The 14020-nt window shown below is 63.5% G+C and carries 13 protein-coding genes; 6 read left to right on the forward strand and 7 right to left on the reverse strand.

The window, feature by feature from the left end; translation table 11 throughout:
* Positions 1-58 precede the first annotated feature (58 nt).
* The 6 genes from J2X35_RS15415 to J2X35_RS15440 all read right to left on the reverse strand — a co-directional run bounded on the left by J2X35_RS15415 (position 59) and on the right by J2X35_RS15440 (position 7044).
* Positions 59-1024 carry an ABC transporter permease gene (locus tag J2X35_RS15415; RefSeq protein ID WP_056111896.1) on the reverse strand — a complete coding sequence of 322 codons (966 nt, stop codon included), beginning with the start codon at positions 1022-1024 and terminating at the stop codon, positions 59-61.
* Positions 1021-2574, reverse strand: coding sequence for a sugar ABC transporter ATP-binding protein (locus tag J2X35_RS15420; RefSeq protein ID WP_310187041.1), 1554 nt, complete (start codon positions 2572-2574; stop codon positions 1021-1023). Before J2X35_RS15420 ends, J2X35_RS15415 begins: the two co-directional genes overlap by 4 nt.
* A gap of 162 nt (positions 2575-2736) precedes the next feature.
* Positions 2737-3732 (reverse strand): ABC transporter substrate-binding protein, encoded by a 996-nt coding sequence (locus J2X35_RS15425; protein ID WP_056111892.1) that lies wholly within the window; start codon positions 3730-3732, stop codon positions 2737-2739.
* A 254-nt stretch (positions 3733-3986) separates the two neighbouring features.
* A complete protein-coding gene (locus J2X35_RS15430) occupies positions 3987-4421 on the reverse strand; it encodes an RbsD/FucU family protein (RefSeq protein WP_056111889.1) in 435 nt (144 codons plus the stop codon).
* Between the two features lie 70 nt (positions 4422-4491).
* Positions 4492-5508 (reverse strand): aldo/keto reductase, encoded by a 1017-nt coding sequence (locus J2X35_RS15435; RefSeq protein WP_310187042.1) that lies wholly within the window; start codon positions 5506-5508, stop codon positions 4492-4494.
* Between the two features lie 30 nt (positions 5509-5538).
* Positions 5539-7044 (reverse strand): UxaA family hydrolase, encoded by a 1506-nt coding sequence (locus J2X35_RS15440; protein WP_056111885.1) that lies wholly within the window; start codon positions 7042-7044, stop codon positions 5539-5541.
* 139 nt (positions 7045-7183) lie between these two features.
* On the opposite strand from J2X35_RS15440, the gene J2X35_RS15445 reads away from it, so the two are divergent.
* From J2X35_RS15445 to gndA, 6 genes are all read left to right on the forward strand, one after another.
* A complete protein-coding gene (locus tag J2X35_RS15445) occupies positions 7184-8077 on the forward strand; it encodes a GntR family transcriptional regulator (protein WP_056111884.1) in 894 nt (297 codons plus the stop codon).
* Between the two features lie 179 nt (positions 8078-8256).
* Complete coding sequence (locus J2X35_RS15450; protein ID WP_310187045.1) at positions 8257-8598, forward strand: DUF2946 family protein; 342 nt, start codon at positions 8257-8259, stop codon at positions 8596-8598.
* Positions 8599-8685: 87 nt separating this feature from the next.
* Complete coding sequence (locus J2X35_RS15455; protein ID WP_310187051.1) at positions 8686-9246, forward strand: copper chaperone PCu(A)C; 561 nt, start codon at positions 8686-8688, stop codon at positions 9244-9246.
* A gap of 26 nt (positions 9247-9272) precedes the next feature.
* Complete coding sequence (locus tag J2X35_RS15460) at positions 9273-9794, forward strand: YcnI family protein (RefSeq protein ID WP_310187055.1); 522 nt, start codon at positions 9273-9275, stop codon at positions 9792-9794.
* Positions 9791-11365, forward strand: coding sequence for a copper resistance CopC/CopD family protein (locus J2X35_RS15465; protein ID WP_310187057.1), 1575 nt, complete (start codon positions 9791-9793; stop codon positions 11363-11365). The genes J2X35_RS15460 and J2X35_RS15465 overlap by 4 nt, the downstream gene beginning before the upstream one ends.
* Positions 11366-11503: 138 nt before the next feature.
* Entirely contained in the window at positions 11504-12925 is a 1422-nt protein-coding gene (gndA, locus tag J2X35_RS15470) for an NADP-dependent phosphogluconate dehydrogenase (protein ID WP_310187059.1), read from the forward strand.
* A 45-nt stretch (positions 12926-12970) separates the two neighbouring features.
* On the opposite strand, the gene J2X35_RS15475 is transcribed toward gndA, so the two are convergent.
* The gene (locus tag J2X35_RS15475) at positions 12971-14020 is read right to left on the reverse strand and encodes a LacI family transcriptional regulator (RefSeq protein WP_310187061.1); all 1050 of its coding nucleotides are present in this window, start codon (positions 14018-14020) and stop codon (positions 12971-12973) included.

The following is a 14020-nucleotide window of genomic DNA, read 5'->3' on the forward strand; positions in this document are numbered from 1 at the left end:
CCAATGATTTTCCTGTCTTCGGAGCCGGGGCTCCGGAGACATTGCGCGCAAGTCTCGATCACTTCCCGCGGCGGCGCAGCCCGTCGAAGTAAACGATGATGATGATCAGCGCTCCGGTGATGACGCGCTGCCAGAACGAATTCACGTTCAGCAGGTTGGCGCCGTTGTTGATGGTGGCGAGGATGAAGGCGCCGAGCAGGGGGCCATGCACCGAGCCGATGGCGCCGAAGAGGGACGTCCCCCCGATGACCGACGAGGCGATGGCCTGCAGTTCCCAGCCTTCGGCCTGCGTCGGATTGCCAATGCCGATGCGCGAGGCCAGCAGCACTCCGACGAAGGCGGCGCACAGGCCCGACAGCGTGTACGCCATGTAGATGGTGCGCGAAACGTTGACGCCCGACAGTCGCGAGGCCTCGGCGTTGGAGCCGACCGAGAACAGATAGCGGCCCCAGCGGCTGTGATGCAGGAATATATAGGCCGGAACGCCGACCAGGATCACCATCCAGAACAGGTTCGGCACGCCGAGGAAGGAATTGCGCGAGAACTCCTGGAAGGCGTCATTGTTGATGGAAATTGAACTGCCACCGGTCATCAGCAGGCCGATGCCACGCAGCGAGGTGAGTGTCGCCAGCGTGATGATGAACGGCGGCAGGCCCATCTTGACGATGCCGAATCCGTGGAAGACGCCTATGGCGAGACCCACGCAAAGTGTCGCCAGCACAGCCAGCCAGACCGGCCAGCCGGCATTGATCATCATGGCCGGGATGACCGTGCAGAATCCGACAATGGCGCCCACGGACAGGTCGATGCCGCCGGTGATGATGACGAAGGTCTGTCCGACCGCGAGAATAGCGATCATCGAACCCTGGCGCAGCAGGTTGGTGATATTGGTGGATGAGGCGAAGCTCGGCGTCGCCAGCGAAAGCGCGATCCACAGGAGAACCAGAAGAGCCAGCAGAGTGAGGCCGAACAGGACATTGTAGTTCCGCTTCGGCTTTTCGACCGTCAAGGTTTCGGTGCTCATGGCTGCTCCCCGTGTTTCTGCTTTGCTGCCTCCAGCGCTTCGCTGAGGATTTCCTCGTGGCTGGCTTCGTGGAAGCCGTGGCTGGCCACCAATCTGCCGCGGCGGAACACATGCAGCGTGTCCGCCAGTTCATACACTTCCGGCAGGTAGGACGAGATCAGGATGATGCCGGCGCCTTCCGAAAGAAGCGCACTGAACAGGCGATAGATTTCCGCCTTTGTGCCGACGTCGACGCCGACGGTCGGTTCGTCGAAGATGAACAGCCGGGCGCCATGGTTGAGCCACTTGCCGATGACGATCTTCTGCTGGTTGCCGCCGGAAAGGCTGGACGCCAGCGCATGGCGGCTCGGCGTCTTGATGCGCAGGCCGGCGATCTGGCGCTCGGCCTGCTGCTTTTCCTGCGCGCCGGAAATCAGCGCGTTTCTGGAGATGCGCTTGTAGATCGGCAGGTTGAGGTTCAAGCCGACTGGAAGGTTGAGGCAAAGGCCCTGGTCGCGGCGGCTTTCGGGCGCCAGCGCCATACCAAGGCGCATCGCATCGTGCTCGGAGGCAATGGAGACTTCCTTGCCGTCCCACAGGACCGAGCCGGCGGATTTCGCATGGCGGCCATAGACGGTGGTGACGAACTCGCTGCGGCCGGCGCCGATCAGGCCGTAGAGGCCAACGATCTCGCCTGAACGGACGGTCATCGAGATGTCCTCGAAGCCCTTGCCGGAAAGGTTCTTGGTTTCGAGGATCACCGGGCCGAGATCGAAATGTTCCTTGTGGTAAATCTGCTCGATCGAGCGATTGATCATCAGCCGCACGAGTTCGGCGTCGTCGGTTTCATCGATGTTGCGGGTGCCGACATAGGTGCCGTCGCGCAGCACCGAAACGCGGTCGGCAAGCTCGAACACCTCTTCCATGCGATGGGAGATGTAGATGATGGTGACGCCTTCCGATTTCAGCCGGCGAATGAGCGCGAAAAGCTGGTCCGCCTCCTTGCGGGTCAGGTAGGCGGTCGGCTCATCGAAGATGAGAAACTTGGTGCCGCGCACGGTGGCGCGGGCGGCGGCGATCAGCTGCTGCTGGCCGATGGTGAGATCGCCGAGCATGACATGCGCCGGCAGGTCGAAGCCGAGATCGTTGATGATCTTCTGCGCATCGCGCACCATGGCGCGCTGCTGCAGCAGGCCGTAGCGGACATTCTCCTCGCCGAGGAACATGTTGGCGGCGACCGTGAGGTGCCTGCACAGCACGACTTCCTGATGCACGGCGTTGATGCCGAGCGCCATCGCCTCGTGCGGCGTGGCCAGCGCGACAGGTTTGCCTTCCCACATCACCTCGCCGGAGGTGCGCGGCATGACGCCGGTCAGGAGCTTGATCAGCGTCGACTTGCCGGCGCCGTTTTCGCCGACGATGGCGTGTATCTCACCGGTCCGGAAAGCGAGGTCGACAGGCTTGAGCGCGTGGGTGCCGGGATATTTCTTCTCAAGGCCGCGCAGTTCGAGGATGACGCTGCCGGGCGCGATATCCGGAGCCGGATGCAGCTCGGCTGCTGGCGATGTCATGACAATCCTCCCAGATTGGCCACCCCGGTGGCATGTCGCGGCGCCGTATTCAGCTGCCGCGGCATTTGCTTGCGTAACCCGGAAACGGTCTTTTCCAAACCGTTGCGGACAAGGCGAAGTTTCCGGGGCAATGCTGCCCCGGAAACACTTGCGTCGGAAAGCCTAGTCGAGCTTCGGGTTGAGAAGCGCGTCGATCTTCGGCTCTTTCATGTTGGCCTTCGTCACCAGGTTGGCGCCGGTGTCGACGAAGGTCTCGACCTTTTCGCCCTTGGAGGCGGCCAGCGCGGTCTTGATGCCATCATAGCCCATCCTGTAGGGGTCCTGGACGACGAGGCCCGAGATGACGCCGTCATTGAGGAACTTGATCAGCTTTTCATCCGAGTCGAAGCCGATCAGCGCCACCTTGCCGGAGAGATTGTTTTCCGCGATCGCCTGGCCAACGCCCTGCGCCATGATCAGGTTGGAGGCGAAGATGCCCTTCAGGTCCGGATTGGCGGTGATCAGATCGGTGGCGATGTTGAGGCCGGTGGTAGCCTGGCCGTCAGCGTATTTGTCGGCGATGACGGTCAGTTCCGGATATTTCGCCTTTACCTGCTCGAGGAAGCCCTCGCGGCGCTGCTCGAGCGAACCGGCGCCCGGAAGCGCGGTGATGATCGCTACCTTGCCTTCGACCTTGCCGCCATTGGCGGCCTTGATCGCCTCGGCCAGACCGTCGGCGGCGACACGCCCGCCCTGGGTATTGTCGGTGGTCAGGAACGAGGTGAAAGCCTTCGAGTCGGCGCTGGAGTCGATGCCGATGATCTTCACCTTTGCGGCGGCCTCATCGATCGGCTTGCCGAGCGCCTTGGCTTCCGTTGGCGAGATGACGATAGCCGCCGGATTGCCGGCAACGGCGTTTTCGAGGATCGAGATCTGGCCATTGACGTCGGTTTCGGCCTGGGCGCCCAGTTCGGGAACAGTAACGCCGAGATCCTTGCCGGCCTTGCGGGCGCCGGCCAGAACGATCTGCCAGTAGAAGGAGGTGGTGTCCTTCACGATGATCGGAATGGTGACATCCGCCGCCGAGGCCGGAGCGGTGTGCATGACGCCGGTGAGCATCGATGCTGCGGCGAGCGCCATCACGGCGCGGCGGTTGAGAATGCTGGTGACGAATTTCATAGGCTTCCTCCCTAAGTCGCCTGGTGAACTTTTACGAAGCTCCGTGGGATAGGCGCGACCGCACAGAACTTTATAGATAAAAAACAGACATCATCTTGTTATGCGAATGGCTCGGCGTTTTCAAGCGTTCGTTGGTGGGTCCCGAACACGTTGCCTTTCCGAATATGAAATAATAATTCCATCTTATAGTCAAGATGGAATATTCATTCTGTAGCCGGCGAAATATTTCGGCTGGCGGGCGGCTCATCTCCTCCTCAGGCTTCCGGTCGCAATACGCCCTTCTTCAGGATGATGTTCGCATAGATTGCCCGTTCGCCCGACGCGACGATGTAGGCTGCCTTCCGGGACCGCTCATAAAAGGCGAAACGCTCGACCGGCGCGACGGCGAACGGGCCGGCGAGGCGGTCGACGATCTTCTGATAGGAAAGGCAGATATCCGGGACACGCGCAGGATCTTCCACGACCTCCATGCGGAACGCCGCGACCTCGACATAAGTATCGAGCGGCATATGGGTAAGGATCGCTTCCAGCAGGGCTTCGCCGCCGATCCCATCGGCGCGGATGACCTTGGGGCCCATGGTGCCGGCCGGGAAATTGGCGTCGGCGATGACGATCTCGTCGCCATGCCCCATGGTGCGCAGTGCGTGGAGAAGATCAGGACCGAGAAGAGGATGTATGCCACGCAGCATTAGCTTGTTTCCCGTGAGAGGTTGAATGCGAAGGCTTTACTGCGTCCACACCGAACGGTGCCAAGGCGGGTCATTCACGCACCGCTCCCGTCAATGGCGGCTGCACGGCGGTATATGGCCGGAAGCTTTCGAAGTCGCTCTCCGGAACCTTGGTGTCGAGCAGGGCCATGTTGCGCCGCAGGCTTGATGCCTTCGCGGTGCCGATCAGCACCGTCGCTACGCGGGGCTCGTGCAGCGGGAACTTCAACGCGGCGGCAGCCAGCGGATAGCCTTTGCCGGTGGCCAACTCTTCCATCGCGCCGACCTTGGACAGGATATCGGCCGATGCCGGACCATAGTCGAAATGCGAGCCTGGCTTCGGGCCGGTGGCAAGAATGCCCGAATTGAAGACACCGCCTATCACCAGCGAGGTCTGTGTCTTTTCGCATAGCGGGATCAGTTCCGCCTCGGCGGAGCGATCGAGCAGCGAGTAGCGGCCGGCAAGAAGGATGCAGTCGATGGGCGCGCGCCGCATCACCTGCAGGCACACCTCGACCTCGTTGACGCCGAGCCCATAGGCGGAAATCACGCCACCGGATTTCAATTCCTCGAGTGCCTTCAGTCCGCCATCGAGAAGCTGGCCGAGATGCAGCTTGGTCAGTTCGATGCCGTGCGTGTAGACGCCGATGTCGTGGACATAGAGGATGTCGATGCGGTTCAGTCCGAGCCGGGCATAGCTGAACTCGACCGAGCGCATGATGCCGTCATAGCTGTAGTCATATTCAAGCTTGAACGGCAGCGGATCGACGAAGCCGAGCTTCGGCACTTCGCTTTCAGGCGCGGGCTTCAACAGGCGTCCGACCTTGGTGGACAGGACGTATTCGTCGCGCGGCTTGCTGCGGAGGTAATCGCCGAAGCGGCGTTCCGAAAGACCGAAACCGTAATGCGGCGCGGTGTCGAAATAGCGCATGTCCGCGTTCCAGGCGGCATCAAGTACCGCCTCGGCGTCGGGTTCGGACACGGCCTGATAAAGATTTCCCAGCGAGGCGCCGCCGAAACTGTATTCCGTGACCTCCAGGGTCGTCTTGCCGATGCGGCGCTTATTCAATGCGTGTCTCCCACTATACGCGGCCACGACCTAGAGCGTCGCGCCAAGATGCCACGGCACGAATTCATTATCGCCGTAGCCGAAGTCCTCGCTCTTGGTCTTGCGGCCGGAAGCCGTCTCGACAATCAGGTCGAATAGCTCGCGCCCAAGCTGCGGGATGGTCTTCTCGCCCGACGCGATGACGCCGGCATCGACGTCCATGTCCTCTTCCATGGAACGATAAAGGGCGGAATTGCTGGCGACCTTGATCGACGGCGTTGGCCTGCAGCCGAAACAGGAACCGCGGCCCGTCGTGAAGACGATCACATTGGCGCCGCCGGCGACCTGGCCGGTGGCGGAGACCGGGTCGTAGCCCGGCGTGTCCATGAACACGAGACCGTGGCCGGTGACCTTTTCAGCATAGCCGAAGACGCCATTCAGCGGCGTCTGGCCGCCCTTGGCGACCGCACCCAGCGATTTTTCCAGGATGGTGGTCAGGCCGCCGCGCTTGTTGCCAGGCGAGGGATTGTTGTCGATGGAAGCACCGTGCATGGCGGTATGGTTTTCCCACCATTTGACGAAACCGTCGAGCTTCTGGGCGATTTCAGGCGTCGCGGCGCGATAGGCGAGCAGGTGCTCGGCGCCGTAGATCTCGGTCGTTTCCGACAGGATGCCAATGCCGCCGGCGTCGGCGAGTATATCGACCGCCGCGCCAAGCGCCGGATTGGCGGTGATCCCCGACATGCCGTCGGAACCGCCGCATTGCAGGCCGACGACGATCTCGCTCACCGGAATCGGTTCGCGCTTCAGGCTGCCGACCTCCTCGGCGATTTCGGCCAGCACGCCCATGGCCTTCTCGACCGACTTGCGCGAGCCGCCGGCGTCCTGGATGTTGAAATGACGCTTGCCGGCGGCAACGCCCTTCTGGCCGTAAAGCGTCAGCTGATTGACCTCGCAGCCGAGGCCAACCATCAGCACGCCGCCGAAATTCGGATGCCGGGCATAGCCGGCCAGCGTGCGATGCAGGGCCATCATGCCGTCGCCGGTGCCGCTCATGCCGCAGCCCTGGCTATGAACGATCGGGACGAAGCCGTCGATGCCGGGATATTTCGGCAAGAGTTCATGGTTGGCCCGTTCGGCAATCGAGCGGCAAACGGTGGTCGAACAGTTCACGCTGGCGACGATGCCGATATAATTGCGGGTGCCGGCGCGTCCATCGGCGCGGCGATAGCCCATGAAGGTGCGGGCGCGGTCGGCGTCCGTCGCATGCACCGCTTCGCTGGGCGGAACGACCGGCAATCGGCCGGATTCGAAGACGAGATTGTGCGAATGGACATGTTCGCCCGGCTCGATATCGCGGGTGGCGCGGCCAATCGCCTGCGCGTACTTCACCACCGAGGCGCCGGCTGCTATGTGGCGGATGGCGACCTTGTGGCCGGTCTCGATGACTTCCCGCGCCGTGGCGCCGCCGGGCAGTGGGTTGCCGGGTTCAACCCGGCCGTTGGCGACGGCGACATTGTCGGCCGGTGACAGAAGAATGCTGTTGGCGGGGTTCACGGAGGTCCTGCGGCGTTTCCTGGCGCATTGACAGACTGCGCTGTGTTGCTATTGTCTTTTATCGTAAAAAAACATTTTTACGTCAATCATTTTTTGAATGACGTGGCCTCGCTGGGCGGCGTGTCGACAAGGGCCGAGAATGTCGAAAAGCAACAACGTCTACAAGGACGCCTATAACAGATGTCTCGGCCTCCTCGACGAGACCCAGAACCTGCCTTCCGAGCCGGAGCTTGGGACGATGCTGGGGGTCAGCCGCACCACGGTGCGCACCATCCTTGCCCGAATGGAGGAGACCGGGCTGATCGCCTGGAACAAGCGCAGCAAGACGGTGCTGCGCCAGCCGCGAGCGGACGACTATTTTCCCGACGAGGAAACCGATTCCCTTTCGGAAATCATCGAACGCAGCTTCATGCGCCGGCTGCTGGCCGGCGGAGCGGAAGCCGGCATGCAGATCAACGAACTGGAACTGGCGCGCGAGATCGGCGTCGGCACCACCAGCGTGCGCGAATTCCTGATCCGGTTCAGCCGTTTCGGCCTGATCGAGAAACGCCGCAACAGCCACTGGGTGCTGAAGGGGTTCACGCGCGCCTTCGCACTGGAGCTGACTGAAATCCGCGAAATGTTCGAGCTGCGCTCGGCAGCCGCTTTCGCCGGGCTACCGCCCGACAGCCCGGTATGGAACGACCTCGACCTTCTGGAGGAAGAGCATCGCGCGCTGGCCGGCAACATCGCCTCCCGCTTCAACGCGTTTTCCGAGCTTGACGAGCGATTCCACCGCCTTATCCACCGCGCCTCCCGCAATCGCTTCATCGTCGATTTCTACGACGTCATCGCCATGATCTTCCACTACCACTACCAGTGGAACAAGGCCGGCGAGCGGCAGCGCAACGAAGTGGCGGTGCAGGAACATCTGGCCTATATCGCGGCGCTGAAATCGCGCGATCCCGGCAAGGTGGACGCCGCCTGCCGCGCGCATCTCAAGTCGGCCCGGCAAACCCTGCTGGCTTCGATTCCCGAAATCGAAAAAGCCTAATCCGGGGCTGTCACTGCCGATCTCGTCTTGGCGTTCGTCGTCACCGCGCCGCGATGCCGCAGCGCTGATTTGTCAATGTTCCGCGTCATATCCCTGTGCTAGGAGGTATCGATATCGCAGGAATTCGAGGGACGGCTTTGCTGGCACGGCGCAGGCGATGGAGGATAGCTGCCACGTTCGTGGCTGCCTATCTGCTCGTCCTGCAATCTCTGCTCGGCGCTTTTGCCTTCGGCAACGGTCCGAATGCCAGCCAGCTCGACGCCTTTGGCAATGTCATCTGTACGCATGAAGGCGCCACCGAGCTTCCCGCTGGTGACGATCATCAGCGGCATGACCAAAGCTGCTGCGTGTTCGGCTGCAGCTTCTCCGCCGCGTCGGCAGGTGTGCCGCTGGACGCTGCAGCTCTGCTTCCAGCGATCGTCTGGGAACGGATAGCGCCGCGGAGGCTTGCGTTCGCCAGTCCTGCCCTGCGCAGTGAACGCTCCCCCGCCAACCCACGCGCGCCCCCGCTTCAGGCCTGAACAGTATTTGGTCCGGCGGCCCGACGGGTTGCCGGTGATTGCCAGCTTTGCCGCGAATAGCGCGGCCTGTTTTGCCATGGAGCAACCATGTTCATTCAAGATCCGAAATCCGTCGGGCGCATCGCTGCGTCCCTGCGACCCCCTCACTTCCTGCGTTCCTTTGAGGAGCGACTCGGTATTGCCGTGCTTGCCATCGCCTTACTGTTTGCCGGCGCGCATGGCGTGTGGGCGCATGAGTTCAAGCTCGGCCAACTTGACATAGACCACCCCTGGTCGCGGGCGACCCCTCCGGGCGCCAGCGTCGCCGGCGGCTATTTCACCGTCGCCAATGAAGGATCGACGCCGGACCGGCTGGTGTCGATCTCATCTGATATTTCTGAAAAGGCGGAGATGCATGAAATGACCGTCAAGGACGGCGTCATGACCATGCGTCCGGTGCAGGGCGGGCTCGAAGTCCCGGCCGGCGGCAAGCTCGAACTGGCGCCGGGCGGCTATCACCTCATGTTCATCGGTTTGAAGCAGGCGCCCAAGGCGGGCGAGAAGTTCGCAGCCACTTTGACATTCGAAAAGGCTGGCAGCATTCCGGTCGAATTCGACGTCGAAGCGATGGGCGGTTCGGGCGGCATGAAAATGGACCACGCGCAGTGATGGCTGCGATTTTTCGGGAGACAACAATGTTGAAGGCTATTTCCACCATCGCCGCCGTTCTCGTTCTGGCCGCCAGCCCGGTCTTCGCGCATGTCACGCTGGAGACAGGGGAGGCGCCGGTCGGCTCGAGCTACAAGGCTGTTCTGCGCGTGCCGCATGGCTGCGAGGGCAAGGCGACCATCGCCGTGCGGGTCAAGGTTCCGGAAGGATTCCTCGCCGCCAAGCCGATGCCAAAGGCCGGCTGGACGCTGAAGACCGAGACCGGCAAATACGCCAAATCCTACACGCTTTACGGTGAGGCCGTGACAGAAGGGGTGCAGGAAATCGGCTGGAGCGGGGGCAATCTGCCCGACGCCTATTACGACGAGTTCGTGCTGCGGGGCACACTGGCTGCCGACCTTCCGGCCGGCGAGATGCTCTACTTCCCGGTCGTGCAGGAATGCGAAGGCAATGCTGCCGAGCGCTGGATCCAGATTCCGGCGGCGGGGCAAAAGGCGGACGACCTGGAACTGCCGGCGCCGGGCATCAAGCTCCTGCCGAAAAAGTGAGGCTCTTCCGTCTCCTGGCGATCCTTGTGCTGTGGCTGGCGCTGCCGGCCACGGCCTTCGCCCATGCGACGCTGATTGGTGCGGAGCCCGCGGACGGCGCGGTGCTGCCCGCCGCGCCGGCGCGGTTTTCGCTCAGCTTCAACGAGCCGGTGTCGCCATTGGCACTGACCTTGATCGGTCCGGACGCGATGCAGGTCAAGCTCGACTCCTCGCGTGTCGATGGAGGAACGCTCGTCGTCGAAGCGCCGAAGACGCTCCCCCATGGCACGCATGTGCTGAGCTGGCGGGTCGTGTCAGCTGACGGTCATCCCGTGGCCGGTTCACTGATCTTTTCGGTCGGCGCACCGAGCGCGACGCCCATTGCCGTGGAGCCGGTTGACTGGCTGGTGCGGGGCGCGGTCTGGGCCGCTCGGGTGTTGCTTTATGCCGGGCTTTTCCTCGGTGTAGGCGGCGCCTTCGCGCTGGCCTGGCTGGCGGAGGGCGGACGCGCAGGCACGCGGGCCGTGCTCGTGTTCCTGATTGTCGGCATCATGGCGACCGTGCTCGCGCTCGGTCTGCAAGGCGTAGACGCTCTGGGCGTCCCGCTGTCGCATCTCGTCAAGCCGGTGGTCTGGCAGACGGGCTTTGCCACGAGTTACGGGTTGACGGTATCGCTGGCGCTGGCCGCGCAAGGGCTGGCGCTGTTGGCGCTGATCGTGCCGGCTTCGGCCGGGGTGATTTCGCCGACGGCCTTGGCTGTGGCGGGCGTGGCGCTTGCCGCCAGTGGTCACGCCAGTGCTGCCGAACCGCAATGGCTGATGCGGCCGATGGTGTTCCTGCATGGCGCCGGCATCATGGTGTGGGCCGGGGCGCTGGTCCCGCTGGGCGCCGCCTTGTTGCGGCGTGACACGAATGCCACGACCTTCCTGCTGCGTTTCTCCAGGATAATTCCGGTTGTTCTGGCGATGCTGGTCGGCGCAGGAACCGTACTCGCTGTGGTACAGGTCGGCAGGCCAGCCGCGCTGCTGGAAACCGCATATGGCCGGCTGCTTGTCATCAAGCTGGCGCTGCTGACGGTGCTGTTCGGGCTCGCCGCCTTCAACCGGTGGCGGCTCACGGCAGCCGTCGCGGCGGGTGATGTGGCAGCGCGCAGACGGCTGCACCGTTCGATCGTCGCCGAGACGCTTATCATCGCCGCCGTGTTCTGCGTCGCCGCCGGCTGGCGTTTCACGCCGCCGCCGCGCGCGCTGGCGATCGCAGCCGCGCAACCCGCATCCACCCACATCCATACGCTGCAGGCGATGGCGGACCTCTCCTTGACGCCTGGCCAGGCGGGGCCGGCGGAAGCGCGTATCGTCATCATGACAGGAGATTTCGGGCCGCTGGATGCCAGGGAGGTGACGCTGGTGCTGTCTAAGCCGGATTCCGGAATCGAGCCCTTGAAGCGGCCTGCAACAAAGGCCGACGACGGCACATGGCGGGTGAAGGACCTTATTGTTCCCCTTGGCGGCAAGTGGAACGCGCGGCTCGACATTCTCATATCGGATTTCGACATGGCGCAGATCGACGGCTCTATCGATGTCCGCCCCTAGCTGTCGCTTGTCCTCAACCGTAAATCGATTGAAACAAGCTGCCAGCGGCGGCACGGACTTGGTTGACGAAGCTCCCGCCAAAGCCCAAAACATGCCGGCAATCAGGACGGCGCCGCCGGCGCAAGCAGGGATGAGACAATGGAAAAAGCGGAAATCGGCCTGATCGGCCTCGGAACGATGGGCTCCAACCTGGCGCTCAACATCGCCGAGAAAGGCCATCGGATCGCCGTTTACAACCGCACGCAGTCGCGCACGGACGCATTCGTCGCCAATTCCGGCCCGTTGCGCGACAAGGTCGTTCCCTGCGCCAGCCTGTCTGAACTTGCCGCCGCCATAAGGCCGCCGCGCCCGATCATCATCATGGTTCTGGCCGGCAAGCCGGTGGACGAGCAGATCGCGGCGCTGCGGAGTGAACTGGCCGGCAACGACATCGTCATCGATGCCGGCAACGCCAATTTCCGCGACACGATGCGCCGCTTCAAGGAACTCGACGGATCGGGCCTTACCTTCATCGGCATGGGCGTTTCCGGCGGCGAGGAGGGCGCGCGCCACGGGCCGTCGATCATGGTCGGTGGCACCGAGGAAAGCTGGAAGCGGGTGGAAAGCGTGCTGACCGCCATCTCGGCCAAGTTCAAGGACGAGCCTTGCGCCGCGTGGCTCGGCAGCGACGGCGCCGGCCATTTCGTCAAGACCATCCACAACGGCATCGAATATGCCGACATGCAGATGATCGCCGAGATCTACGGCATCCTGCGCGACGGGCTGGGCATGAGCGCGAAGGAGATCGCGCCGGTCTTCGCCGGCTGGAACAAGGGACGGCTCGAATCCTATCTCATCGAGATCACCGCCAATGTGCTGGCCGCCGACGATCCCAAGACCGGCAAGCCGGTGGCGGACATCATCCTCGACCGCGCCGGACAGAAGGGCACCGGCAAGTGGTCGGTGATCGAGGCGCAGCAGCTCGGCATTCCGGCAACCGCCATCGAGGCGGCTGTCGCGGCGCGGGTGCTGTCGTCGCTCAAGGACGAGCGGTTGGCGGCGGAGAAGGCCTATGGCAAGCTGGGCGTGACGTCTTTCTCGGGATCGAAGGATGCGCTCCTGAAACATCTGGAACTGGCGCTGTTCGCCGGCAAGATCGCGGCCTATGCGCAAGGCTTCGCGGTGATGGCGGCAGCGTCCAGGGAGTTCGGCTGGAATCTGCCGATGCCGACCATCGCCAGGATCTGGCGCGCCGGCTGCATCATCCGCTCGCAGATGCTCGATACGATGGCTGAGGCGTTCGGCTCCGGCCGCGCCGACACCAATCTGCTGATGGCGCCGGCCTTCGTGACGATGATGACGGAGGCGCATCCGTCGTTGCGCCATGTCGTGGCGCAGGCGGCCGAGGCCGGCCTGCCGACGCCGGCGCTGGCCTCCGCGCTCGGCTATTTCGACGCTTATCGTCAGGGTCGCGGCACGTCCAACCTGATCCAGGCGCAGCGCGACTTCTTCGGCGCGCATGGTTTCGAGCGCATCGGCGACAAGGGCGCGTTTCACGGACCCTGGGGGAGCGGGGCCTAACGAGCGCCAACCCTCCCCACAGGGGAAAGGTGAAATACTGGCGCATCACTCTACGGGCTTGTACGCCTCTACCGGTCCCGGCTTTGCCAGGCTCTGCAGCGAAGGGATCGCCGTGCCGGCGATGCGCGCCATCACCGCGTGCACCAGCTCGGAGCCGGCCCGGCGCACGTCCTCGTTGACGACAAGAAGCTGCGGGCGCAGCAGATGCAGCAGGCGTGACGCCTGCTTGGAAACGATGTCGATATCCCTGCCGAGCACGAGACCGGCATCCTCCGCTCCGGCCACCAGCGCAAAGGTTGCCGAACCGGCGCCGCTGACGATGCCGTCCGGCCGGCCCGGGCGGCGCAGGAGTTCCGCGGCGCGACGGCGTATCTCGTCGATGGAATGATCGACGGTGACGCTGGGAAACGAAACTTCGGCCAATCCAAGATCCGACATGGCGTCTGCGAAGCCGTTGCGCATATGGTGGAAGTAGCTGAGGCTGGCTGGCGGACCGAGCAGAGCGAGCCGCTTGCGGCCGAGCCCGGCCAGCTTGCCCACCGCCTCGGCGGCATAGGCATAGTTGTCGAAATCGTGGAACGGATGCTCGATGCCCATGTCGGTGCGGCCGTGGGTGGCGAACGGGAAGCCGCGCTCGGTCATGTAGCGGACGCGCTTGTCGTCCGGCTCCGTCCGCGAAATGATGATGCCGTCGGCTGAGCCGGTCTCGACGATGTAGCGGACCGGTTCCAGCGGATCGTTGTTGCGGGAGTAGGGCGTGACGATGAGGTGGTATGGCGTCTGCGCCAGCGCGCCGGAAATACCGTAGATGAGGTCCGACACGAAGCCGCCAATCTGCTCCTCGGTATCCAGCACGAGACTGATGACATTGGTCTTGCCGGTGCGCAGGCGCACGCCCGCACGGTTGGGCCGATAGCCGATCTGCCGGGCGACGAGCTGGACGCGGCGGCGCGTTTCGGCGCCGATCTCGGGCGCATCCTTGAGCGCACGGGAAACGGTGGTGACGCCAAGCCCCGTCATGAAGGCAAGCGTCTTCAGCGTCGGCCGCCGGGCCTCCGCTTCGTCCGCGTCTTCGTTTCGCTGCTCTCTGTCCAT

The sequence above is a fragment of the Mesorhizobium sp. BE184 genome (assembly GCF_031457045.1).
Lineage (GTDB): Bacteria > Pseudomonadota > Alphaproteobacteria > Rhizobiales > Rhizobiaceae > Mesorhizobium.

Excerpts from the sequence above, each read along its gene's own strand:
- J2X35_RS15415 (WP_056111896.1), bottom strand. The coding sequence starts at position 1,024 with ATGAGCACCGAAACCTTGACGGTCGAAAAGCCGAAGCGGAACTACAAT.
- J2X35_RS15420 (WP_310187041.1), bottom strand. The coding sequence starts at position 2,574 with ATGACATCGCCAGCAGCCGAGCTGCATCCGGCTCCGGATATCGCGCCC.
- J2X35_RS15425 (WP_056111892.1), bottom strand. The coding sequence starts at position 3,732 with ATGAAATTCGTCACCAGCATTCTCAACCGCCGCGCCGTGATGGCGCTC.
- J2X35_RS15430 (WP_056111889.1), bottom strand. The coding sequence starts at position 4,421 with ATGCTGCGTGGCATACATCCTCTTCTCGGTCCTGATCTTCTCCACGCA.
- J2X35_RS15445 (WP_056111884.1), top strand. The coding sequence starts at position 7,184 with ATGTCGAAAAGCAACAACGTCTACAAGGACGCCTATAACAGATGTCTC.
- J2X35_RS15455 (WP_310187051.1), top strand. The coding sequence starts at position 8,686 with ATGTTCATTCAAGATCCGAAATCCGTCGGGCGCATCGCTGCGTCCCTG.
- J2X35_RS15460 (WP_310187055.1), top strand. The coding sequence starts at position 9,273 with ATGTTGAAGGCTATTTCCACCATCGCCGCCGTTCTCGTTCTGGCCGCC.
- gndA (WP_310187059.1), top strand. The coding sequence starts at position 11,504 with ATGGAAAAAGCGGAAATCGGCCTGATCGGCCTCGGAACGATGGGCTCC.
- J2X35_RS15475 (WP_310187061.1), bottom strand. The coding sequence starts at position 14,020 with ATGGACAGAGAGCAGCGAAACGAAGACGCGGACGAAGCGGAGGCCCGG.